Source organism: Chryseobacterium tagetis (assembly GCF_016735585.2).
In the GTDB taxonomy this organism is placed as follows: domain Bacteria; phylum Bacteroidota; class Bacteroidia; order Flavobacteriales; family Weeksellaceae; genus Chryseobacterium; species Chryseobacterium tagetis.
This window is the reverse complement of record NZ_JAERSE020000005.1, coordinates 218,941-242,540: the sequence shown is the minus strand read 5'-3', so window position 1 is coordinate 242,540 and position 23,600 is coordinate 218,941. Positions and strand designations below refer to the sequence as shown.

27 protein-coding genes are annotated in these 23,600 nt (G+C 33.0%); 10 read left to right on the top strand and 17 right to left on the bottom strand.

Annotation, left to right across the window (positions count from 1 at the left end; genetic code table 11):
- Nucleotides 1-130 precede the first annotated feature (130 nt).
- Entirely contained in the window at nucleotides 131-1,774 is a 1,644-nt protein-coding gene (locus JI747_RS17930) for a serine hydrolase domain-containing protein (protein ID WP_225690240.1), read from the top strand.
- 73 nt (nucleotides 1,775-1,847) lie between these two features.
- Here the strand turns inward: JI747_RS17930 and rimM are convergent, their stop codons facing one another.
- The 5 genes from rimM to JI747_RS17905 all read right to left on the bottom strand — a co-directional run bounded on the left by rimM (nucleotide 1,848) and on the right by JI747_RS17905 (nucleotide 4,758).
- Complete coding sequence (rimM, locus tag JI747_RS17925; RefSeq protein ID WP_047436929.1) at nucleotides 1,848-2,390, bottom strand: ribosome maturation factor RimM; 543 nt, start codon at nucleotides 2,388-2,390, stop codon at nucleotides 1,848-1,850.
- A gap of 11 nt (nucleotides 2,391-2,401) precedes the next feature.
- Entirely contained in the window at nucleotides 2,402-2,959 is a 558-nt protein-coding gene (locus tag JI747_RS17920; protein ID WP_225690239.1) for a 30S ribosomal protein S16, read from the bottom strand.
- Nucleotides 2,960-3,057: 98 nt separating this feature from the next.
- Entirely contained in the window at nucleotides 3,058-3,642 is a 585-nt protein-coding gene (locus JI747_RS17915; RefSeq protein ID WP_225690238.1) for a hypothetical protein, read from the bottom strand.
- Between the two features lies 1 nt (nucleotide 3,643).
- The gene (locus JI747_RS17910) at nucleotides 3,644-4,153 is read right to left on the bottom strand and encodes a nitroreductase family protein (RefSeq protein WP_225690237.1); all 510 of its coding nucleotides are present in this window, start codon (nucleotides 4,151-4,153) and stop codon (nucleotides 3,644-3,646) included.
- Between the two features lie 155 nt (nucleotides 4,154-4,308).
- Entirely contained in the window at nucleotides 4,309-4,758 is a 450-nt protein-coding gene (locus tag JI747_RS17905; protein WP_225690236.1) for a GreA/GreB family elongation factor, read from the bottom strand.
- A 132-nt stretch (nucleotides 4,759-4,890) separates the two neighbouring features.
- On the opposite strand from JI747_RS17905, the gene JI747_RS17900 reads away from it, so the two are divergent.
- Complete coding sequence (locus tag JI747_RS17900; RefSeq protein WP_225690235.1) at nucleotides 4,891-5,244, top strand: DUF805 domain-containing protein; 354 nt, start codon at nucleotides 4,891-4,893, stop codon at nucleotides 5,242-5,244.
- A gap of 40 nt (nucleotides 5,245-5,284) precedes the next feature.
- Here the strand turns inward: JI747_RS17900 and JI747_RS17895 are convergent, their stop codons facing one another.
- Nucleotides 5,285-5,818, bottom strand: a complete 534-nt coding sequence (locus tag JI747_RS17895) for an SRPBCC family protein (protein ID WP_225690234.1) — start codon at nucleotides 5,816-5,818, stop codon at nucleotides 5,285-5,287.
- A gap of 203 nt (nucleotides 5,819-6,021) precedes the next feature.
- Between JI747_RS17895 and JI747_RS17890 the strand changes: the two genes are divergently transcribed.
- The 5 genes from JI747_RS17890 (at nucleotide 6,022) to JI747_RS17870 (ending at nucleotide 10,417) form a co-directional block, all read left to right on the top strand.
- Nucleotides 6,022-8,040 (top strand): M3 family metallopeptidase, encoded by a 2,019-nt coding sequence (locus JI747_RS17890; protein WP_225690233.1) that lies wholly within the window; start codon nucleotides 6,022-6,024, stop codon nucleotides 8,038-8,040.
- Nucleotides 8,041-8,132: 92 nt separating this feature from the next.
- Complete coding sequence (locus JI747_RS17885) at nucleotides 8,133-8,972, top strand: carboxylesterase family protein (RefSeq protein ID WP_225690232.1); 840 nt, start codon at nucleotides 8,133-8,135, stop codon at nucleotides 8,970-8,972.
- A 25-nt stretch (nucleotides 8,973-8,997) separates the two neighbouring features.
- Nucleotides 8,998-9,384 (top strand): tetratricopeptide repeat protein, encoded by a 387-nt coding sequence (locus JI747_RS17880; RefSeq protein WP_225690231.1) that lies wholly within the window; start codon nucleotides 8,998-9,000, stop codon nucleotides 9,382-9,384.
- A 25-nt stretch (nucleotides 9,385-9,409) separates the two neighbouring features.
- On the top strand, nucleotides 9,410-9,610 hold the full coding sequence (locus JI747_RS17875) for a YqaE/Pmp3 family membrane protein (RefSeq protein WP_225690230.1): 201 nt from the start codon (nucleotides 9,410-9,412) through the stop codon (nucleotides 9,608-9,610).
- Between the two features lie 144 nt (nucleotides 9,611-9,754).
- Nucleotides 9,755-10,417 carry a hypothetical protein gene (locus JI747_RS17870; protein WP_225690229.1) on the top strand — a complete coding sequence of 221 codons (663 nt, stop codon included), beginning with the start codon at nucleotides 9,755-9,757 and terminating at the stop codon, nucleotides 10,415-10,417.
- Between the two features lie 57 nt (nucleotides 10,418-10,474).
- Here the strand turns inward: JI747_RS17870 and JI747_RS17865 are convergent, their stop codons facing one another.
- Nucleotides 10,475-11,554: a lysylphosphatidylglycerol synthase transmembrane domain-containing protein gene (locus tag JI747_RS17865; RefSeq protein ID WP_225690228.1), complete on the bottom strand. Its 1,080-nt coding sequence runs from the start codon at nucleotides 11,552-11,554 to the stop codon at nucleotides 10,475-10,477.
- Between the two features lie 4 nt (nucleotides 11,555-11,558).
- Entirely contained in the window at nucleotides 11,559-11,909 is a 351-nt protein-coding gene (panD, locus tag JI747_RS17860) for an aspartate 1-decarboxylase (protein WP_039366628.1), read from the bottom strand.
- Between the two features lie 399 nt (nucleotides 11,910-12,308).
- Here panD and JI747_RS17855 point away from each other — a divergent pair, with 399 nt between their 5' ends.
- Nucleotides 12,309-12,599, top strand: a complete 291-nt coding sequence (locus JI747_RS17855) for an HU family DNA-binding protein (protein WP_039366625.1) — start codon at nucleotides 12,309-12,311, stop codon at nucleotides 12,597-12,599.
- Nucleotides 12,600-12,661: 62 nt separating this feature from the next.
- On the opposite strand, the gene pdxH is transcribed toward JI747_RS17855, so the two are convergent.
- Entirely contained in the window at nucleotides 12,662-13,303 is a 642-nt protein-coding gene (gene pdxH / locus JI747_RS17850) for a pyridoxamine 5'-phosphate oxidase (protein WP_225690227.1), read from the bottom strand.
- Between the two features lie 23 nt (nucleotides 13,304-13,326).
- On the opposite strand from pdxH, the gene JI747_RS17845 reads away from it, so the two are divergent.
- Both JI747_RS17845 and JI747_RS17840 read left to right on the top strand, forming a co-directional pair.
- A complete protein-coding gene (locus tag JI747_RS17845) occupies nucleotides 13,327-13,875 on the top strand; it encodes a YqgE/AlgH family protein (RefSeq protein ID WP_225690226.1) in 549 nt (182 codons plus the stop codon).
- A 107-nt stretch (nucleotides 13,876-13,982) separates the two neighbouring features.
- A complete protein-coding gene (locus JI747_RS17840; protein WP_225690225.1) occupies nucleotides 13,983-14,567 on the top strand; it encodes an N-acetylmuramoyl-L-alanine amidase family protein in 585 nt (194 codons plus the stop codon).
- A gap of 80 nt (nucleotides 14,568-14,647) precedes the next feature.
- Here JI747_RS17840 and JI747_RS17835 read toward each other — a convergent pair whose 3' ends face one another.
- The 8 genes from JI747_RS17835 to JI747_RS17800 form a co-directional block, all read right to left on the bottom strand.
- Entirely contained in the window at nucleotides 14,648-15,457 is an 810-nt protein-coding gene (locus tag JI747_RS17835; protein ID WP_225690224.1) for an aminotransferase class IV, read from the bottom strand.
- A gap of 77 nt (nucleotides 15,458-15,534) precedes the next feature.
- A complete protein-coding gene (locus tag JI747_RS17830; RefSeq protein WP_100376577.1) occupies nucleotides 15,535-15,921 on the bottom strand; it encodes an START-like domain-containing protein in 387 nt (128 codons plus the stop codon).
- A 282-nt stretch (nucleotides 15,922-16,203) separates the two neighbouring features.
- On the bottom strand, nucleotides 16,204-16,659 hold the full coding sequence (locus JI747_RS17825) for a hypothetical protein (RefSeq protein ID WP_225690223.1): 456 nt from the start codon (nucleotides 16,657-16,659) through the stop codon (nucleotides 16,204-16,206).
- A 772-nt stretch (nucleotides 16,660-17,431) separates the two neighbouring features.
- Nucleotides 17,432-17,875: a hypothetical protein gene (locus JI747_RS17820; RefSeq protein ID WP_225690222.1), complete on the bottom strand. Its 444-nt coding sequence runs from the start codon at nucleotides 17,873-17,875 to the stop codon at nucleotides 17,432-17,434.
- A 124-nt stretch (nucleotides 17,876-17,999) separates the two neighbouring features.
- A complete protein-coding gene (locus tag JI747_RS17815; protein ID WP_225690412.1) occupies nucleotides 18,000-19,175 on the bottom strand; it encodes an aspartate aminotransferase family protein in 1,176 nt (391 codons plus the stop codon).
- A gap of 101 nt (nucleotides 19,176-19,276) precedes the next feature.
- A complete protein-coding gene (locus tag JI747_RS17810; RefSeq protein ID WP_225690221.1) occupies nucleotides 19,277-21,019 on the bottom strand; it encodes an OstA-like protein in 1,743 nt (580 codons plus the stop codon).
- 3 nt (nucleotides 21,020-21,022) lie between these two features.
- Nucleotides 21,023-21,496, bottom strand: a complete 474-nt coding sequence (locus JI747_RS17805; protein WP_039366604.1) for a Fur family transcriptional regulator — start codon at nucleotides 21,494-21,496, stop codon at nucleotides 21,023-21,025.
- Between the two features lie 67 nt (nucleotides 21,497-21,563).
- On the bottom strand, nucleotides 21,564-23,558 hold the full coding sequence (locus JI747_RS17800; protein WP_225690220.1) for a KUP/HAK/KT family potassium transporter: 1,995 nt from the start codon (nucleotides 23,556-23,558) through the stop codon (nucleotides 21,564-21,566).
- Nucleotides 23,559-23,600 lie beyond the last annotated feature (42 nt).

Below are 23,600 nucleotides of genomic sequence, written 5' to 3'. Positions count from 1 at the left end.
TGTCAGAACTCCTACGGAATGATAAATTATATGAATATTGCATGTTTTGTAGTTTAAAAACTCCCAAATGTTAATTTCATTCTATTTTTTCAAGAAAACGATTTATATTTTTGCTTAGATAAAATTTTCCATGAAACCCATTTTAGCATTTACCTTTCTTTTAATTTCCGGTCTTTTTTTAAGCCAGACTCAAAATATTACTGAACCTGATAAAATTGAAAATTCCGTTCAGAGAAATCATTTGAACAAAATTATGTTTTTAGATAGAGTCATTTCTTTAGAAAATACAAAAGAGAGTGATTTTCTGAAAACCATGATATTTCAGGAGGATAAAGATTTTGATATCCGTGTTTTCATGGATAATTCGTTGGTTAATTATTTACATCAACTAGATCCTGCTTTATCTGTAGACGAACTTTTAAAAAAAGGAAATTATCAGTTCAATTTCATCGTTGACGGAAAATTAATTTATACTGAAAATCTGAATTCAGGAGCGGGAAATCCGGAAAGTAAAAAAATCAAAACAAATTTCAGAATTCCTTTTCTAAGCACAACGAACGAAGATTCTTGGGGAAGATACTTATGGATGCGGTTTTATCTTGCAAACGGAGGAATTGATGCATTGGAAACGGGAAATCACACTTTAAAAATTGAAATTAAACCTTATTTAAAAACATCAACCTTACAAGTAGGAAATGTAATTGCTCAAGGAGAAATTACATTAGTTATCCCTAAAAAAAATGTTTCTGAGCAACAAATCGCTGTTCAGAAAATTCAACAGACGAGTAGCTGGAAAGTTTCTAAAAAAAAGTTTAATACAGAAAAAATCAGAGCTTTAAATCAAAAAATAGCTGAAAAAAGATTCCGAGATATTACAGGAATTGTTGTGATTAAAAATGAGAAACTGCTATTAGAAGAATATTTTAATGGGTACAAAAGAGACAGTTTAAATGATACTCGTTCCGTTGGAAAATCTTTTTCTTCAGCATTGATGGGAATGGCGATAAAAGATGGTTTCATTAAAAATGAAAATCAAAGCCTGAAAGAATTTTACAATTTAAAACAATTCAATAATTATTCTTCTAAAAAAGACAGCATTACGATTAAAAGTTTACTCACTATGAGTTCCGCTTTTAACGGAAATGATGAAGATTATGAATCTCCTGGAAATGAAGAGAACATGTACCCAACCGACAATTGGATCAAGTTTATTCTCGATTTACCAATGACTGAAAATAAAATCGGGAGGAATTGGAGTTATTTTACGGCAGGAGTTGTTTTAACAGGAGATATTCTGGATAAATCTATTCCAAGCGGATTGGAATATTATGCTGACAAAAAACTTTTTCAACCTCTTGGAATTACTGATTATAAATGGCAATTTACACCTCAACATAAACCTTCTTTAGCGGGAGGATTAAGAATGAAAGCTTTGGATTTTGCTAAATTCGGACAGCTTTATAAAAACAACGGCATCTGGAATGGAAAACAGATTTTGGATAAAAACTGGATCAAAAAATCGTTCACCAATTATTTTCCAGACCGTAAAGATTTTGAAGGTTACGGATATCTGTTCTGGAGAAAATTGTATAAAATCGGGAATAAAGAATTTGAAAGCTACCAATCCAGCGGAAATGGAGGAAATAAAATCATCATTTTCACAGAAATACCAATCGTGATAGTAATTACAGCAACAGCATATAATAAACCTTATGCGCATTCTCAGGCTGATAAAATTGTACAGGATTATCTATTACCCGCAGTATATGAGTAATAAAATGCTCAATAAAATATTGAAAATAAAATACTGATTGAAGGTAAATTTGCCTTCTTTGTTAAAAGAAATATTATTCGTCTTTCTTAGAAGGAACTAAAAAGACATCGATAAGACCTTCAGGAAGTTGCATTTTGATCGTTCTTTCTTCCCTGTCAACTTCAAGAATCCAGTCTTTGATCATAGGGATTACCACTTCTTTTCCGTCAAGATTTGTGATAAAATATACCTGCGCTGTCTGATCATTCACCGATCTGATGACCCCACAGTTGTTATCATTTTCATCAAAAATTTCGTAGCCTATGATTTCGTGGTAATAGAATTGCTTTCCTGAAAGTTTTGGTAAAGAAGCCAAAGGTAAATATACATCTTTACCCAAAGACTGATCTACCAGCATTTCTGTAGAATTTTTGAAAGCAATATTCAGAGCATCGAGTTTGCTCCAAGATGATTTTGCAATAAAAAAAGGAACCAATAATCCGTTGATTTCAACGAATATTGATTCCAGTTTATTGTAAAGCTCGGGTTGGTCTGTATCCAGTTTAAGGATTACATTTCCCGCAAGTCCGTGTCTGCGTGTGATTTTTCCTAATAGATAGCAATCTTCTTTACGCATACAGGCTTTTCTTATGCTTCAGTGTTTTCTTCTGTAGATTCAGCAGCAGCTTCTCCTTCTGTAGCAACTTCTTCAGCAGGTGCATTTGCAGCTTCTTCAGCAGCCTTAGCATCAGCTTCAGCTTGTGCAGCAGCAGCGATTCTAGCTTCGTTTACTTTAGCTTCAGCTTCTAAAGCAGCTTTCTTAGCATCAACTTTAGATTGAGCCAAACCTTCTACTTTACCTTGTACTTTCGCATCTTTAGCTTCTACCCAAGCATTGAATCTTTTTTCAGCTTCAGCCTCATCAAAAGCTCCTTTAGCAACACCACCTTGTAAGTGTTTTTTGTAAAGTGCACCTTTGTAAGAAAGGATAGCTCTTGCAGTATCAGTTGGCTGAGCACCGTTGTTTAACCACTTTACAGCAGAATCAACGTTCAAATCGATAGTTGCAGGGTTAGTAATTGGGTTGTAAGTTCCTAGTTTCTCGATGAATCTACCATCTCTTCTAGCTCTAGAATCTGCAACCACGATGTGGAAGAAAGGTCTCCCTTTTGATCCGTGTCTTTGTAATCTGATTTTTACTGACATAATGTTGTGAATTTTACGGGAACTCGTCCCAGTTAAATATTTAAGAGTGCAAAGATAAACAAAATTTTCAATTCCAAAGATTTGAAAACAAAATATTTTTAGTAAAACAATATAAATGGTAGTATTGTTGAGAGGATTACGGAAATAAAAACAGCTAAAAATACGATAAGATTATCTCTTGTCTTTCCTGTAATAGCTTTAATCACCAAATAATTAACAATATAAAGAGGAATCAATAATAGAAACGAAGCTTCATTGGTTATTATAACAAAATCTCTCAAGACAAAAATTCCGATAACTGTTGACACTAAAATCCCTAAAAGACTTTTGTAAATCGTTTTTTTGTCTATCCTATTATTTTCTTTATATAATGAAAATTGATAATATTTTTCTATGATTAAACGCTCTAATTCCCTTTTAGAAAGAATATCTGATGAAATAGTATGCTCAATAAAATTGAAATCTTCACCTTTTTGGACCATATTATGAACCTCAAAAGAAATCCTTCCCTTCTCTTTAATTAAAGCTGTCCTAAAATTTGCTTTCTTTACAAATTCATCATAATCGAATTTCTGACAGATTGCCTCTCGCATTTCATCATTGATCTTTCCTGTATGCTCTACCATCGAAAGATAGGCAACGATTAAATCTTCTTCGTTATAATTTCTGTAAATATTTTTCATTTTAGATCTGTCCCATATAGAATAGTCCTAAACATTTCTGGTTCTCTTCAATCCTTAAAGATTCTTTCAACTGCTCTACTATTTTCGGAGAACTCCAATAGCAACCGATTTGATTAGCTGTACAAGTCAGATACATATTCTGAACCGCCATAGAAACCGCCGCGATCTCTTCCCATTCCGGGACCATGCCGCTGAAATTAACAACGATAGAAACAACTACATCAGCTTTATTGATTTTAAAGCCGATATCGTTATATTTTTTTTCAAGAAAAAGATGTTCGGGTTGGGTTGCTTTGTAAATAGATTGCATTTCTAAAGCCAGTTTGGCTTTTTCTTCTCCTTTGAATATTTTAAAACGCCAAGGCTTTGTACGTTTATGATTGGGAGCCAATGTCGCTGAATGTAAAATCTCATCAATAATTTCCTGAGAAATTTCATTTTCATTGTAATCTTTTGGAAAGACACTTCTTCTTTGCTCTATGATTTCTTTTAAAACTTCTGCTTTATTCATACAGCAAAATTACGACATGGAATTCAATATTTTTTACTTATTCTAAATTAAATTTTGAGTCTAAAAAGGTATTTTATCATTCTTACAAAATAAGAATCTTTATAATAGAAATAGACTCTTCGTTACGCTCATAATGACAATGTTGAAAATATTTACTATAAAACCTCAACAATCTCCTGATGAATTTTATTTAATGTAAAATCATCTCCGGACTTCATTCCCATCATTTTTTTCGCCATCGGACTTTCCGGGGAAATCGCATAAAAGCGATCACCCTCAAAGAAAAACTCACCCAATGAAACCGAAATATAGAAACGGGCTTTATTGGTAATCACTAAAGAGCCTAACTGTATACGTTCTGTAGAATTCGTTAAAACCTTCGCCATATTCCTCTTCAAATCATTCAAAGCTCCAAGCTGTTTCTGCATTTGGTAAATCTCCTCCTGCATTTCTTCTCTCATACTGTCATACTTCGGAGTTTTTTTGATATCGCGACTTGCTTCCTGGGTAAATTCAATAAAGTTTTTAAGTTTTTCGATCTTTTCCGCAATCACGTTTTTCACATAATTCCTTATGTCATTTTTCTCAAATACGATCTTCTCCATACATCTAATCTTTATATAAAGATAATATTTTTATATAATATTTATTCATCCTACTATAAAATTCCTGCTTCTAATAGGGTATACGAATTTTTAAAATAATTTTTACATTTGTTCCCCTAAAAAACTAAAATCATGTTTGAGAATCCATTTTCAAGTGCAGGAAGAATCAGAAGGACAGAATTTGCACTCACCTATTTAATCTATTGCAGTGCATTGTTTTTCACAATCATTTTGGCAGGCATCACAAAACTTGCTCTTTTTTATATCCTTACTGTTTTTGTATGGTTTATAGGGTTGATTTTTCGGGTAATGCAAGGTGCGAAAAGATGTCATGATCTAGGAAATAGCGGATGGTTTCAGTTTATCCCTTTTTATTTTATAATCATGATTTTTGCGGACGGCGATCCAAGAGAGAATAGATATGGTCCAAACCCAAAAGGTATCGGAAATTACAACTCTATTAACGAAATCGGCAAAAAATTTTAAATAAAGAAGCCTTGTAAAATTTTCTACAAGGCTTTTTATTTTATTTTTCTAACAATTTTTTCAGATTATCCAATCCTTCTCCATACGATTTACCCATTTGATAATCCATCATAGGTCTCATTATTTTCATCATAGGATCCTGCTCTGTGTCCATACTCCAGGTTACTTTTGTAGAATTTCCTTCAGGTGTTAAAATAATATCTGAAGTTGCCTGTCCTTCAAAAGGCTTTTTAAAAATCATTTCAGTTTTCTGTTTTTGATACGGAATCAATTCTTTAATTTCCTGACAACCTGCTCCTGCATCTTTATTCTGACTGTCCCAGCAATACTTATCGCCTACTTCACCGGCATTTCCTGTATAGTTAAGCGTTATATTTTTATCTAATTTCAGCCAGGGATTCCATTGGTTAAAAGCTTTCATCGAGCTTACCTGTTCCCATACTTTTTCTTTGGGAGCATTAATGACGATTGATTTTTCGTAATGATAATTTTTACCGAAAGCCAATAGGGCAATCACAGCGTACACAAGAATAAGAAGGATAATTACTCCCAGAATTTTTAAGATTGTTTTCATAGTTTTAATGTATTTAAAGTTAAAATTTCCAACATTAAGCTGTTGCCAAAAGTAGTCATTCCACCTTCATTTTAACTTCGCCTATGACAAGATTAATAAAGATAAACAATTTTGTCACATCTTTTTATTCAGGCATCATTTTTGAGCAATCCCCTCAAGAATCACTGTGATTCCTTACATTTACAATTATTAAAAATCGAAAAATGAATATTTTAACAGAACATTTTACTACACCATATCATTCCGCACCATTCAATTCTATTAAAAATGAAGATTATCTTCCGGCTTTTAAGGAATTAATTCAAAAATCGGAAGAAGAAATCAATGCGATTATCAACAATCCTGAAGAGCCGACTTTTGCCAATGTAATTGAAGCATTAGCGTATTCCGGTGAGCAACTGGATGTAGTTTCCAATATATTTTTCAACCTGAATTCTGCTGAAACAAGTGATGAATTACAGCAAATCGCTCAGGAAGTTTCTCCAATATTAACGGAGTATTCTTCAAAAATTTCTCAAAACGAAGCTTTATTTCATAAAATTAAAAAAGTATATGATGAAAAAGAGAAATACAACCTGAACGAAGAGCAACAAATGCTTTTAAATGAAACGTATAAAGGTTTTGTAAGAAGTGGGGCTTTATTGAATGAAGAAGACAAAGAAAAATTAAAGAAAATCAGCATGGATTTATCTTTAAAATCCCTTCAGTTTGGTCAGAATGTATTGGCTTCAACGAATAATTATTTCAAACATATTACGAACAAAGAAGATTTAGCAGGAATTCCAGACGCCATTTTGGAGCAATATGCTGAAGAAGCTAAGGAAAGAAATCTTGAAGGTTGGGTGGTAACATTGCAATACCCAAGCTATATTCCCTTCATGACCTATGCTGAAAACCGTGAACTGAGAAAGGAAATCGCGTTGGCAAATGGTAAAAAATCTTTTGACGGTGGTGAATTTGACAATCAGAATTTAATCAAAGAACTTCTTACTTTAAAACAACAAAAAGCTGAATTATTAGGATATTCTAATTATGCAGACTATGTTCTGGAAGAAAGAATGGCAAAATCTCCATCAAAAGTGATTGACTTCCTGGATGAACTTCTGGTAAAAGCAAAACCTTATGCAGACAAGGAAATTGAGGAATTAAAATCTTTGGCAAAAGCAGACGGAATTGATGAGATGCAATCTTATGACCATGCTTTCTATGCAGAAAAACTTCGTAAAGCAAAATATGATCTTAATGATGAGGAATTAAAACCTTATTTCCCATTAGAACAAGTACAAGAAGCTGTTTTTGGATTAGCTGAAAAACTGTTTCATGTTACTTTTGAAGAAAGAAATGATATCCCAAAATACCATGAAGATGTAAAAGTATATGAAGTAAAAGAAAATGGCGATTATAAATCTTTACTGTATGTAGATTATTTCCCGAGAAAAGGCAAAAGAGCCGGAGCGTGGATGACAAGTTATAAAAATCAGTACAAAAAAGATGGAGAAAATTCACGCCCACATATTTCTATCGTTTGCAATTTCAGCAAACCTACAAAAGATACACCAAGTTTATTGACGTTTCAGGAAGTGACTACTTTGTTCCATGAATTTGGTCATGCACTTCACGGAATGTTGGCAAACACACAATACCCTACTCTTTCCGGAACTTCCGTGAAATGGGACTTTGTGGAATTGCCTTCTCAGTTCCTTGAAAACTTCTGCTATGAGCCGGAATTCTTAAAGACTTTCGCAAAACATTATAAAACAGGAGAAACTCTTCCAGATGAAAAAATCGAAAAAATAGAGCATTCAAAAAACTTCATGGAAGGTTATCAGACTTTGAGACAGATTGGTTTTGGATTATTGGATATGAACTACCATACAAAAGTTGCAGAATTGGAAAACAAGACCGTAAAAGAGTTTGAAGATGATTATACGAAAGCGACACAATTATATCCTGTAAATCCTGAAACTGCGATGAGTCCGAGTTTTTCACATATTTTCCAAGGTGGATATTCTGCAGGATATTATTCTTACAAATGGGCAGAAGTTTTGGACGCCGATGCTTTTCAGTATTTTAAAGAAAACGGAATTTTCAATCCTGAAATTGCAGCAAAATATAAAATCCTTCTTTCTTCCGGCGGTACAAAAGATCCAATGGAATTGTACAAGAATTTCAGAGGAAGTGAACCGAAAGTGGAGAGTTTACTGAAACGAGCGTTTGGATAAAATTATTAAAAGAGCTTTTGATATTTCAAGAGCTCTTTTTTGTATTTTTATATTTCTTGATAATTTAAGTTAGCTAAAATCCTAAAAACACTATGCATAAAAGAAAAATTGAACAGAATCTAATCCTCCTATTATTGATCATCACAATCAATCAAACTTTTGGACAAAAGAAAGAATTTAGTGACACAGAAGTTGACAGCCTTACATTTTTAAATAATAGAAAATTATTAAACAGTTTAAATACAGATCATTTTCAAAAGAAAATTTTTGTAGAAAATGACATTAAAATTCCTTACAGATTTCTAACTCCTAAAAACAACCGAAAAGGCGAAAAATCTCCTTTAGTTATTACATTTCATAATTCTACAAGGATCGGAAACGACAATGAAAATCAACTTGAACCATTCGCAAAAATATGGCTACGAGATGAAATTTATGAAAAATACCAATGTTATGTTGTAGCGCCACAATTTAATAAGCGCTCCACAAATTATGAAACCAATGAAGAAGGTGTTCAAATTTCAAAACCCTCAAATGAAGTTTCTGCTTTATTGAAACTAATTAAAGATCTTGAAAAAGAATATCCTAATATTGATAAAGATAGGATCTACCTGATTGGTTATTCAATGGGAGGCTCAACATCTCAAAATCTCATGAATTTACAACCCAATCTATTTGCAGCAATTGTTTCTGTTGCTGCCGTTCCTGATTTGTCAAATCTTAATAAAATTAAAGAAAAAAACATATGGTTGATTCACGGCAAAAATGATGATGAAAACCCATATATCGGCAGTGTTGAATTGTACAATAAACTTTCTTCCAACAAAAATTTGATTTTCACAACTTTCACAAATCTTAATCATAATAATATTGTGATTCCATTTTTGATCACAGATGAAATCCCCAAATGGTTATTTGAAAAACATAGATAAAAATAAATATTGGTAATTTTACAGCATGAATAATACAACCCAAAGATTAGAAAACATAAAAAAGCTCCAAGCCAAAAGATGGGACAATGAAGAAGAGCACTGGGATGAGATCAATGAGCTTTTAATTAAAGAGTTGGATGAAATTTTACTGATTGAACCTGAAAATACAGTGGCTTTAGTCGATCTGGGAACTATTTATTCTGATCTGGGAGAAAATGAACAAGCAATTTACTATTTGAAACAGGCGTTAAAACTAGGCTCGGAGGACAAAAATCTTTACATCAATATTGCCATTGTAATGGTTGATATGGGAATGCATGCAGAAGAATTTCACGAATATCTTGAAATTGCAGAGGATAAAGAAGAAGATCCACTGACTTTTAAAGCCTATTTTGATCCTCAATCTTATTAAATACTTAATAATAATCCAAACAATTATGTTACTGGCTATACTACTTCCCTTTTTATCTTTCATCGTTCGTGGTAAAATTTTCACAGGAATCATCTGTTTGATATTACAAATCACATTAATCGGTTGGCTTCCTGCTGCAATTTGGGCAGTTTTATCTTTACACAATGAAAGAGCAAACAAACGAACCGCCAGGCTAATTCGTGCGATGAAGGAAAATAAAAAATAATTCTCTATTTAAAAACATACCTAATTTATCTTTTGCAAATAATTGATAAAATATTTATGAAATAATCCCATATCTTCATTTGATGTCATTTTTTTCTTTACCTTAGAGTAGAAAATGTTGAAAAACTAGGCGTTGCATAAGATTATGGCAGAAGAACTTTATTTTATAAAACCCAATCCCGTTGTTGCAAAAATCAATTTGTACAACAAGCTCTGCAATGAAGAGGGCGATTTTCTGCGTTTCCTAAATACTGATAAAAAAACAAGCCTTGAGATCATTAAAAATAAGCTTCAGGATTCAATAGAAACCCTTAATCCGAATGAGCTTCGTCAACTTTTTGACTGGTTTAAATTTCAATATACCTCAAGCTCTTCCAATGAAAGTGAAAATAATGAAGAAGTAAAAAACCAACTTTACGTCCATGGACTTGATTTGTTTCATGAAATCCCGCCGGTTCTTACCAAAACATTTGATGGTATTCTTAATGAATATGAAAAGAGCAATCAATGTAATCTCCAATACATTTCGAATGCAGAAAAGTTTAACAAATTTCTCCTGTACGGTCTTTTTTATACCAGTCTTGCACAGGAACAGGATATTGAAAAACGTATTTTAATTGATTATTTAAAATCTCAACATTCTTCTATCTACGAGGCTGCACAATCTGAGTTTAACGAAAAAATAAACGCAGCAGGTCTTATAGAAGACTTACATTCTACAGGAACCATATTATTTGATAATTTCTCTGAATTGTATGACGCTACCAAATTTTACAAAGGCTCCATCATTCAAATCACGGATATATAAAAAAAATGACCGGAAGAAAATTCTCCCGATCACTGTATATTTATTTTAAATAAGCTATTATTTAAACTCTTTTTCAACAACTGCTGTATTTCTTGCTCTTGCCAACATGGGGATGGAAATAAGCCCCATTACCAACATAATCACAATCTGTAGCGGTAAGGAAATAAAAGAATACGTCAATCCTACTTCACCACCCAATTCGCCGCTTTTACCCATGGAAATAAACAATGCCATAAAACCATATTTCATGGCCAAGTTGAAAGCTCCAATTCCACCACTCGCAGGGATAATCATTCCAAATGTTCCTACCACAAGGATTAAAAACCCATCATCAAAGGTAAAATTTGAAGTTTCCGGAAGTGCAAAACACACTAGGTAGGCTGCAAAATAGTAAGAAACCCAGATTCCAATGGTATAAAGGATAAATTTTCCTTTTTGCTTTAGTTTGAATATAGAGGTCAAGCCTTTAAGAATTCCTTTCCCAAAATTGATCAGTTTTTCTTTTTTATATGTATAGAAAAGAAATAAACCTATTAGAATCAATATAGCAATAGTTATCTTTACATATAGGTAGAAAGAATCAAAATCATTAACACCTAATTTCATCATCTGTCTTTCAAAAAAATTAGGAACGAATTTATCTTTCTCAACCTTTCGATCCATCACAAAATGATAGAATGATACAATGGTATGAAATTTAAAAATAGCTGTTAACCCTAAAAAAATCACCATACAAACCAAATCCACCACTCTTTCCAGAATAATGGTTCCAAAAGACTGATCAACGGGAACCTTTTCTACACCATACAATGCCGTTGCTCTTGCCACTTCCCCACTCCTTGGAATCGTAAGGTTCATTAAATATCCAAAGGAAATTGACCACAATGAATTAGAGTTTGAAATCTGATGTCCCATTGGCTCCAGCATAAGGTTCCAACGAATCGCTCTGAACCAATATGCGGCAATCCCAAAACAGGCTGCAAATAAAACCCACCAGTAATTTGCTTTTGCTAATGATTTCTGTATTACCTTAAAATCTAACCCTTTCAGCGCAAACCATAAAAAAAAGCCTGCAAAAGCAAGCGAAATTACTATGGTTAATAATGATTTTAAAGGATTTTTTACTTTTTTCTCCATCAGATTACGTCAAAAGATTGGTCTTTTCGTCCGGAAAAACAATTTTCGGCTGGAAATCTTTAGCTTCTTCAGGAGTCATCTGTGCATAGGCAATAATGATAATGATATCATCTTTTTGTACTTTTCTTGCAGCAGGACCGTTCAGACAAACTTCTCCCGATTTTCTTTTTCCTTTGATAACGTACGTATCAAAACGCTCTCCGTTATTTACGTTTACGATATACACTCTTTCTCCCACTACCAATCCGGCAGCTTCTATAAGCTCTTCATCTATCGTAATACTCCCAATATAATTAAGATCTGAAGCAGTAACTCTTACTCTGTGAATCTTAGACTTGAAAACTTCTATTAACATGGTGCAAATTTATTAATAAAAATTCAGAAAACAGCCTTTTAAAATGATTTTAAAACTAGCAGATACACAGCCGTTTAATTTCAAAAAAAATATTTTTTTTGAAATTTAATTAGCAAATATTCAAACATATTCTTAAAAACATTGAGAGTTTATCTTAAATTCAGGATTTAATAAATACAAAAAATAAAATAGCTTTTTTGCTAAAGTCAATATACATAAGCAATTGGCATGATTTTAGTAACGGATAACGTAGATTTTTCGTGAAATGTTAAATTATGATATTTTAATCATTTTTAGGAAAATTTGAAAAAATTACACAATATTTAATAAAAAAATTGCACAATTAGAAAATAGTATTATATTTGCTATAACAACGAACTAACTTTAATATTAAAAATTATGAACAAGTCTGAATTAATCGACGCAATCGCTAAAGATGCAGGAATTACTAAAGTTGCAGCTAAAGCTGCCTTAGAATCATTCATCGGTAATGTAACTTCTACTCTAAAGAAAAAAGACGGAAAAGTTTCTTTAGTAGGTTTCGGGACATTCTCAGTAGCTGAGAGAGCTGCTAGACAAGGTATCAACCCTGCAACTAAAAAACCAATCAAAATTGCTGCTAAAAAAGTTGCTAAGTTCAAAGCTGGTGCTGATTTAGCTACTGCAGTTTCTGGTGCTAAGAAAAAATAATCATTCAGATTAGAAAAAAAATTGAGCCTCATCAATTGATGAGGCTTTTTTATGATAATTACTTAAGGAGCCAATCTTGAGATTTTCCAATCCAGATCTTCTAAAGTATAAACAATTCTGTCGTGAAGCCTGTTGGGTCTGCCTTGCCAAAATTCTATTTCATAAGGCCTTGCAAGATAACCTCCCCAATTTTCAGGTCTTGGAACTTCAGTGTTCTCGTATTTTGTTTCTAAATCTTTTAATTTTTCCTCTAAAAACGCCCTGTTCGGAATTTCCTGACTCTGAGGTGAAACTGCTGCTCCAAGCTGACTTCCTTTCGGTCTTGAATGAAAATATCCGTCACTTAGGTTTTCTGCAATTTTTTCCAGCTCTGCTTTAATAATGATTTGCCTTTCTAAACCCGGCCAAAAAAAATGAAGACAAGCTTTATGGGTCTTTTCTATGGATTTACCTTTTTTGCTGTCATAGTTTGTATAAAAAATAAATCCTTCATGTGTATATGACTTCAGCAAAACCATTCTTGTTCGCGGACAACCATCTTCTTCTACTGTAGAAATCGCCATAGCATTGGCTTCAGAGATACTTGGAGTTTCGCTTGCTTCCAGATACCAATCCCTGAATTGTTCGATAGGATTTTGTTTAATCTCACTTTCAATAAGTTGGGATTTCTCGTACACTTTTCTCTTATGGTGCAGGTTTTCCATAGTTTTTTTTATTAAATTTGAGTATGAATTACTCTTACAAAGGTAAAATATTAATTTCCACACCCGATATTTCCGGGGACATTTTTTCAAGATCAGTAGTCCTTATTATTGAGCATAACGAAAATGGTTCATTTGGTCTGATTCTGAACAAAAAGAACAGCCAGATGAGTGGTAAATTTAAAAATCTTTTCGATTTTCCTATTGAAGTTTACGATGGCGGACCCGTGGAAAACGACAAAGTTTTCTTCATTGTAAAAGGAAAAAAGGTAACAGAGGTATATTCTGAAATCACAGATGAATTTTATCTTACAGAAGATATTGAAAACATCATGAGCGCTATTCTCAGCAACGAACTAAAGATCGAGGATATAAAGATATTTTCCGGATATTCTGGCTGGACAGCTATGCAGTTGGATGATGAAATTCAAAAGAAATTGTGGACTGTCGTAGAAATTTATAATCTCGATTATACGTTACCCAATGATCAAACTCTTTGGAAATCCATCATGCAAAATCTAGGAGGCGAATATTTACTTTGGGCCAACTCACCTGAAGACATTTCTTTGAACTAATTTCATTTTTCCATTAATTGTGATTTAAAATTTAACAAACTTTAAGAATACCTTAACCAATTTTTAGGAAAGAATTGCCGTTATTTGATAAGTCAAAAAATAACAGTATGAAAGGAACTAAACTACTTATCGTATCTCTTTTTTCTACAGTATTTTTATCTTTTACTCCTATCAATAAAAAATACATTGTCATCGATCCGGGACATGGCGGAAATGATTTTGGATCAAATTCCAACGGCCATTCTGAAAAAGACATCACCCTTACTATTGCCCAAGAAATCAAAACAATTGTTGATTCTCAGGATAAATATGAAGTGGTTTTAACCAGAGATTCCGACAAAGATAGTCAGCTGAGAGAAAGAACCGACTTAATCAATAAGCTTCATCCTGAAATGGTAATCTCATTACATGTGAACAGCAGTCCTGAAAAAGAATCTACAAAACAGGGACAGGAAATTTTTATTCAAAATTCTGATCCTTCAAGAATACTGGCTGAAAGAATATCACAAAAATTCAATTCCAGCAAAGTAATGGAGGACCGTAATCTTCATATTTTAAGAGAGAGCAAATCTCCGACAGTATTGGTAGAGCTTGGGTTTATGAATAACTCAAAAGACAGAGCTTATATGACCAGTACAGAAGGCCAAAGAGACATAGTACAAAAGTTTGTTGAAATCATCAACGAAAACTAAATAAAAAACACTTTCTGATTTATTCAGAATAAAACCCGGTAAAGGACTTTGGGACTTGTTGTTTACCGGGTTTGCCAATTTTAAAAACTTTTTTTCCAGCTTTCTACCCATTCTAAAAAACGGGAAACTTCAAAAGTCTTATTTCTTATTTTACCTACAGAAAATATGCCCTTTTCTTCGGAAATCATTAAAATTTCTTCGGACTTCTGAGATTCAAATGCGATAATCTCGTGTTCCTGTATATCCGCAAGTTTATTTTTATGTAAAAAAGTAACGAAATTTTCCATTAAAGGAGAAATGTAAGCACCTTCTGTCTGCTTCGGAACTTTAATCACCTCCCCTTCCAAAAACAAGAGATTCCCCGATGTGGTACGTGCAATTCTTTTATTAGGATTCAGCAAAATAACATCATCCAAATCGTTTTCCTGAGCGTAAATTTCGCCATAGATATTTTCGGGAGAATGAACTCTGATATTGCTTAAAAGATTGTTATTAACATTAATTTCTTTAATTAAATCCAATTCCAGAGGTCTTTTATGAACGGCTAAAACATCGTCTGTTTCTGTAACATCATAGAAGTACGATATAGTAGATTTAGACAGGGTAAGTCCGTCATTATTCCTAAACACCTGAAAGTTGATGATCCCGTTCTGTATTCCTTTCTGATCAATAATTTCTTTTTGAAAAAGAGACTGGAAAAACTCCAAAGTATAGGTTAAAGGAATATTCATTCTCATCTTTCTCATGGATGCCATTAAGAAAAAATAACATTCTTCATCCATTATAAGTTTAGCCTCTCTCACAAAGAAAGAAACCTTCACTGCATCTCCTGCAAGAAACGCTCTATTTTTCACAGGTACTTCTCCTGAAGTAAAATATTGATTTTCCAATTTTTATAGTGATTATGTTATAAAAAAATAATGAACGATAAATCGTTCATCAGTTTTGTTATTTGGTTCATACTGCATTATGCAGCACCTAATTTTATTCTTAGATTCTCTATCAGATTTTCCCAGTACATTGCGTTTTCTTCTTCATCTCCATCTTCGCAGAAATCGGTAATATTTAAAGCTAAATCTTCAGTAATATCATCGATTACGATAGTCATTTCAAAGAAATTTTTGGTTCCTTCATCTTCTTCCCATCTGAAACGAACGAAACCTTCAGGCTTATATCTGATTAAAGTGGCTTTCTCAGCAGGACCTCCACCCCAGCTGAAAAAGAAATCATCGCCCTTCTCTGTTACCTCATCCGCAAACCATTCAGACAACCCCTCTGCAGTCGCCAGATATTCATATAAAATCTCTGATAGACAATGCATTGGAAATTCGTAATGGACTTTATGTTTCGCCATATAATCTTTGTTTTTATCGTCACGCAATATATAAATTAATTTTTTGATTACACAAAATTGTATTTACTTTTTTACACAATCTTCATGATATTTATCAGAGATTTTTAAATAATTGTTTAAATCAATTTTCATGAAAAAACGCTTCAAAAATTGAAGCGTTTTCATTACATAACTTTAGAGGATAAGTCGTCCGGTTGGAAACCTTACAAAATCTTTATATCTATAAAAAAACACTGCATAACACTGTTACTTTTTTGTATTGAAGTTTGTAACAAAATATTTTTAAAAAATATCATAATAATGTTCAATAATCCATTTATCTTTAAATTTATGTGCTTTTAAAAATAAATAAATTTCTTTAGGTCTATTTGAATAATCCATAACAGAAAAAAAGTATGCTTCATTTTTAGTTTTAAAAAAAATAGGACTAAAATAAACTTTCCCGTTTTTAATGAATTTATTTTCACCCGATGAAGTTGCAAATTGTAAAACCATCTCAGAGAGTTTCTTTTTATCAATAATTTTGTTCGGAAGTTTGTGAATCTCTTGTGCTATAAAATCTTCCTCAAAATTAAATGTACTTTGATATTTAATCGGAATCCCTAAATTAACTGAATAATTTTTATAATCTTGCTCACTTAAAAACGTTGCATAAATTTTATACTCATCATTTTTTACTATTTGAGCAAAAGAATAAGTAAAATTTATATTTATTATAAGCAAAAAAAATAATTTCATATTTACCATGTTAAAAAATCATTTGGGTTATAAACAGCACGATCAATAATAATCCCATTTACATTTGAAAAATCTACTCCCGATCTGTTATAAAAGGATGGAGCATATTGTAATTCATAATCATACATCCTTATTCAATCACTACATCTCTAAGATCGTCATTTTTAATGATATCAAATTTATAAATATTTCCAGTATAAATTTCCCAAGCATGTCCCGTTTCATGAATAATAGAAATCCCCAGTCTTAGATTATTCTCAAATGCCTTTTTCCAAAATTTATCGTTCCTTTTTTTACTCCTCTTGGTGCTTTTGTTCTATCTTTATCCGTGTTTGGATTTACATCTATTTTATATTTGCCTCCTTCAGCGTATAATTGAGCAAGTTAAGGAACCGCTGCTATTAAAGAAGCAGCTACCTCAGGAGTCATATTAGGAATCACCTCCCAATTGACATCAGCTTTTTTATACCAACTTTTATCTCGCCTTTTATTTTTTCTCTCTATGCTATTTTATGCATCACATAATTAAACTTAGTAACAATCACACCTGTTATAGCTTATCTCCAAAAGTTTTCTCCTCCAAGAACAGAATCTACCTCTCCACTTATTGCACAATTAAATAACGCAAAACCATTGACGTAATTAATAAAAAAACGCTTCAAAAAATGAAGCGTTTTCTGTATTGTTTTTATTAAAATATTTAAAAGTTATTAAAACTCTTGCCTAGTATATAAATATATTTGTTCTGTAAAAACGAGTTGCAAATAAATATTTAATCCTGCCAGATAAAAGTATAATCATTACTTATTATCTTTTGGGTAAACTCGTGATTTGAGGAAATATAATATTCAATATTCATAACATATTTTTCCCCATTTTTAAAATCATATAATTCTTTTATATTAAGTGGAAATTTAAATTCTAAAGTACCATTTATATTCAGAACAGAAGCGGGATTAGCACAATCAGGATCTGCTTTAACTCTGATTTTAGTTGTTAGCTCCTTTCCATCTTTCCGGATGCCGATATATGTATTAAACATACAAGGCTTCGGTATTTCAACAGAAAAATTATTTTTATTATTAAAAATAATATAAATGTCACTATTATTTTTAAGCATACCCTGTAAACCTACTTGTAAGTCTGGATATTTAATATGAGGACTTGAAGTACAGCTGAATACTAATAACACAAAAAAAACAATAAAATTTTTCATAATTAAAGTTTACAGATACAATCTAGGCAACAGTTTTCACAAGTCAATTCTAAAGATATCCCATACTTTTAAACTAAGATCTAAAATTCATAAATGTAAAAAGCCTAAAGATAGTAAGACTCTATTAATTTTCATTCAAGACATCTAAGATAATCTGACATCCTTCCCTTATTTCATCCAGAGAAATCGTTAACGGTGGGGAAATTCTTAAATATTCATTTCTGTATAATTGCCAGAAAACAATCAAGCCTTTTTCCATACATTTCTTAGCAACATCTAAAGTATATTCCGGAAAACCAAGATTTACAGCAAGCATCAAGCCTTTTCCATTGATATTTTGAATTTTAGGATGAACCAAGAGCTCTCTGTATAGTTTTTCTTTTTCTTCTACTTCATCCATCAATCCACTTTCCAAGACTTCCTTTAGCGTTGCATAGCTGGATGCTGCAATTAGAGGATTTCCTCCGAAAGTTGTGATATGTCCCAATTTTGGAGAATGAGCCAATGTTCCCATAATTTCTTTAGAACTCATGAAAGCTCCGACAGGAACTCCACCTCCCATTCCTTTCCCCATTACTAAAATATCGGGAACAATTCCGAAATGTTCAAAAGAGAATAATTTCCCTGTTCTTCCAAATCCCGGCTGGATTTCATCAAGAATCAATAAAGCTCCGACTTCTTCACATCTTCTTTTCAACTTTACTAAGTAATCATCATTTGGAACCAGAAAGCCTGCAGCTCCCTGAACAGTTTCCAAAATAACACAAGCTGTTTTTTCCGTGATCTTATCAAAATCTTTTTCATTATTAAATTCAATAAAGGAAATCATTGGCAACAAAGGACGGAATTCTCTTTTATGGGTTTCGTTCCCCGAAACACTTAGTGCTCCGTGAGTATTTCCATGATAAGAATCCTTAAAGGAAACAATTTCTTCTCTTCCGGTATATCTTTTGGCAAGTTTCAGACTTCCATCTATAGCTTCAGCTCCACTGTTTACTAGATAGGTAATTTCCAATGGATCCGGTGTTGCTTCTGCCAATAATTTGCATAAAGCGACCGGTTTTTCCTGAGCATATTCTCCATATACCATGACATGAAGATATTTTTCTGCCTGTTCTTTGATAGCACCCACCACTTTAGGATGCGAATGACCTAAAGTATTGGCAGAAACTCCTGCTACAAAGTCTAAATATTTTTTTCCGTCGGTACCATAAATATAGCTTCCCACTGCCTTTTCAACTTCAAAACCAGCAGCAAACTGTGTTGTCTGAGCCTGGTATGAAAAAAAATCCTTTTGCATTTCCATTGTAAGAAAAATTTTCAGCAAAGCTATAAAACATTCGGTAAACCCTGAAATTAATACTCATAAAAAAGACCAGCTTCTGCAAACTGGTCTTTGTATTATTTTCTGACTCTCTTAGGCTTTTTAGCTTCTTCTTTTGCTCTTTCTGCCTCTATGGCTTCCTGGGCTTTATCATAAAGATCGCTATTGGAAGAGTATACTGTTTCTTCGTAATTCGGAGTATCGACGAGAATATCCTGCCATTTCCTTATCCGGTCTTTCGTATTCCAGTTAAAATCCGGGAATTTCCGTTTGGAAGGCTCAATTTTACTCATAGGATACAGTTGCGAATCGGCACCTACACTACATGAAATAATATGTAAAACTCTTTCTGTAAATAAAGCACTGATGATTCCACAAGAAGAAAGGGTGATTCCTATTCTTTCATTTTTATTTGTTTCTTTATTGGTATCATCCACATATGCGATTGCCTGAGCATTACCAATTACCGTTGCTTCTTTGATCTGATTATTCTCATAGTGAACCGTCATAAACTTTCCTTTCACCTGATTGAACTCATCTTTCAGAGTCAGAGAATCAACTTTACTGATTGCCAAAGCATTTCCTATTACCTTTAATGAATCAATATTTTCATTCTGGGTATTAAAATAAGCTTCTACTTTATTTCCTGTCACCTGCTTTTCACCACTCCAAAGAATAGGAGCTGTGTACATGTGCATAATCCCATCCGTTTCGTTAAACGCAATGGAATCTGCCCTTCCCTGTGCATTTGACTTATAAAATCTTCCTTTTTTAAATGCTCTTATAAAGCTTTTCTTTACTTTCGGATCTATCGAATCCGGCTTCTGATAAGAAATTATTTTTTCTGCAGCAAAGTATAAAGAATCCTTTTCCATTGCTTTTACAGCGTATGGATTTTTGGTCATCATTGCAGAATCCTTTTTCTCATAGATTTCTCCATATCCCCCTTTTATCCATCTTCTTTCATTCGGATCATCCAACGTTACATTTCCCGTTGCTTTTCCAAAACCAATAAGCTGATTGTAATACATATCATCTCCGGTAAGAATCTTATCATTATAATAAATCCTGGAATTTTTCGTCAGAAAAGATTCTTTGGTATTCATATTATGAGTTCCTTTCTCGGTAATGATTCTGTTTTTAGGATTTTTATTATTAGTGATTGTAGTATATCCGTTAATGGTAACAATATTCGTATTTTGATTCTGAACAACATTATCACCTTCCAGCGTATAATCACGATCTATAATTTTTACTCTTCCTGTAAGATCAATAGTTCGGGTCGTCAAAAAATAAGTGGCCGACTTGGAATACGTAGTGCTTTTCCCGTCATTAATAGTTCCTCCCGTATTATAATAAGCCTGATTAGTCAGTCTGTCATAATACATAGTTTCTGTTTTAATAATCGTCCCTTTAGGATCTGTAAGTACAACATTTTGTTTGGCAACTCCTTTTTGAGTTATTCCGTTGTACTCCATTTCTTTTGCTGAAATTACAGAACCGTCTGAATTAACAAGCTTTACATTTCCAAAAGCTTTTACAAGACTTTTTTCATTATAAAGAACCACTTCATCCGCAGTTAATACCGAACCCTGATGTTCAATCTGCACATGACCTACCATATACTGGTTTCCGTCATATTTATCAAGTGCTTTTTTGAATTCATCGGCATGCACAATTCTTACCTTATCTTCAGGACGAACCGGTTGCTGGGCGACATTACCTTTGGGTTGTATATAAGGATCCATCTGCGTAGTTTTATTATCCTGCGCAAAAATGAACGTAGAAACGAAAAGGAACAGAAAAAGAATATATCTCATTGATTAATCATTCTTAGTGCCATAAAAATATAGCGAATGAGAATCAATTTTTACGCCAAAAGCTTCTTCAATTGCCTCTTTAATCCCCTGAATTCTAGGATCACAAAATTCGATAATTTCTTCTATTTCCTTATCCGAATCTTTTTTATAAATCACCAAATGATCGTGCTGTTTATCAAAATAAGACTTTTCATAAGAAGAAGAAGTCAAGGTTTTTTCACCAAACTGATGCTTACGAATCAATCCTGCATCAAGGAAAATCTCAATTGTATTGTAAATTGTAGCTTTTGATACGTGATATTTTTTCTGAAGCATCAACAAATACAGATCATCCACATTGAAATGGTGATCCATATTATAGATTTCTTCTAATATGGTATATCTTTCGGGTGTATTTCTGAAACCTTTCTCTAGTAAATAGTTTCTTAAAACATCCTTAATTAAAGCTATATTTTTTTCTTTTTGTAAAGTATCCATCAAAAAAATTATCTACAAATTTATTGATTTTTATTTAATTAATATCAGAAGGAATTGTTAAAGCGGTCTAACTATTGTGTCTCAAGAACCCGGCCTGTTCAATTTTATGGTCATAAACCGTAAGTTCTGTAATAGGTGCAGACTCAACCACAACGTTGTGTGAAGTCACTCCCCAAGCTTTAAAGTCATCACTTCCGATGTACTTCACAAAGTTGTAAATATTCAGTGTAATCTTCTGTTTAACAGTCAAAAGAATATCGTTGATATAGGAGTTATCTATAATCACATATTTCAGATCCGGCGGAATATTGTAAGATCTTAAAGACGGATGACTGCTTCTTGAAGGGATCGTTCCGTCTGCCATCAAATCTTTTAAAACCATACTAAAATAATCATTGATTCTACGATCCACTTTAAATCCTAAAAGGAAATTAATCTTATAAATAGTTCCCGGTAAAATTTCATCTACTGTATATTTAAACGTAAACGGATCTTCCTGGTTAGTAATAGTCAAGATGAAATAATGATCTGCTCTTTTCGGCTGCTTTTTAATGATAGAATAGATAATTTTTGATTCTACTTCATCATTTCTTTTTGCTCTACTCAGATAAGCAAGATTGGTAGCGTATTTAGGAATCGTCTCATCCAGCTTCATATCTTTAATGATCGGAGTATAATTCTCCAGTTTTACAAACTGAATAAATTGTGTCTTTATAGATCTTCCGTTATACCAAGCATACATACAAATTCCTATTGAACCTGCTAATACTACGGTAATCCAACCTCCTTCCATGAATTTGATAATATTCGCACTGAAGAAACCTAATTCTATCGCCAAATACACGAAAGCAAAAAGAAGAATCAAAAGCTTATTGATTCTATGCTTCAGTAACCAGAATACAAGAAGTACTGTTGTCATCAACATGGTTACTGTGATAGAAAGACCATAAGCAGCTTCCATTTTGCCTGATTCTCTAAAGTGAAGTACCACAATAATACAGAATAATAATAATCCCCAGTTGATTCTTGGAATATACATCTGTCCTTTTACACCTGAAGGATAATCAATTTTTTGATTAGGCCATAAGTTAAGAGACATTGCCTCAGAGAAAATAGTAAACGATCCTGTAATCAAAGCCTGACTGGCGATAATTGCAGCAGCTGTTGCCAGAATTACTCCTGGTAAAACTGCCCAAGGTGGCATAATTCCGAAGAAAGGATTGACTACAGAGAATCCCGGATTTTGGTAATTAGACAGTAACCAAGCTCCCTGTCCAAGGTAATTTAAAATCAACATGATCTTAACAAATGCCCAGCTCACTCTGATGTTTTTTGCACCACAATGTCCAAGGTCTGAATATAAAGCTTCCGCTCCGGTTGTACACAGGAAAACTGCTCCTAAAATTACAATCGCACTCGGTGAGTTTACAATAAGTTTATAGGCGTAATAAGGATTGAATGATCTTAGAATTTCAAAGTTCTCGCTTAAATGGGAAACTCCCAATCCTCCAAGAACCAAAAACCAAACCACCATAACCGGTCCAAAAAACTTACCAATAAAGCTGGTCCCGAATTGCTGTACTACAAATATGACGATCAGAATTCCGATAGTAATAGGTACTACAGGAGTATGAGGGTTATAAATTTCAAGTCCTTCAATCGCAGACATTACTGTCAGTGAAGGTGTGATTACCCCGTCTGCAATCAATGCTGCCGCCCCAACAATAGCGATGAGATACAGCCAGCCTTTTTTAAGGTTCTTAACTAAAGAAAATAAAGCCAGAATACCACCTTCTCCTTTGTTATCTGCACGAAGAGCAATAATAACATACTTAATGGTTGTTTGTAGCGTTAAAGTCCAGATGATACACGAAAGCGCCCCTTCGATATATTCATTAAAAGGCATATTGCTTCCGCTTTGTTGTGCGTTTACAATTGCTTTCATTACGTAAAGCGGTGAGGTACCAATATCTCCAAAAACGATTCCTAGAGAAACCAAAACTCCAATAAAGGAAAGCTTTTTAATGTCAAAATGATGACCGCCTTCTGCAACTTCTGCCATAACAGCTAATTTAATTTTAAACGCGCAAATTTAAACCAAAAT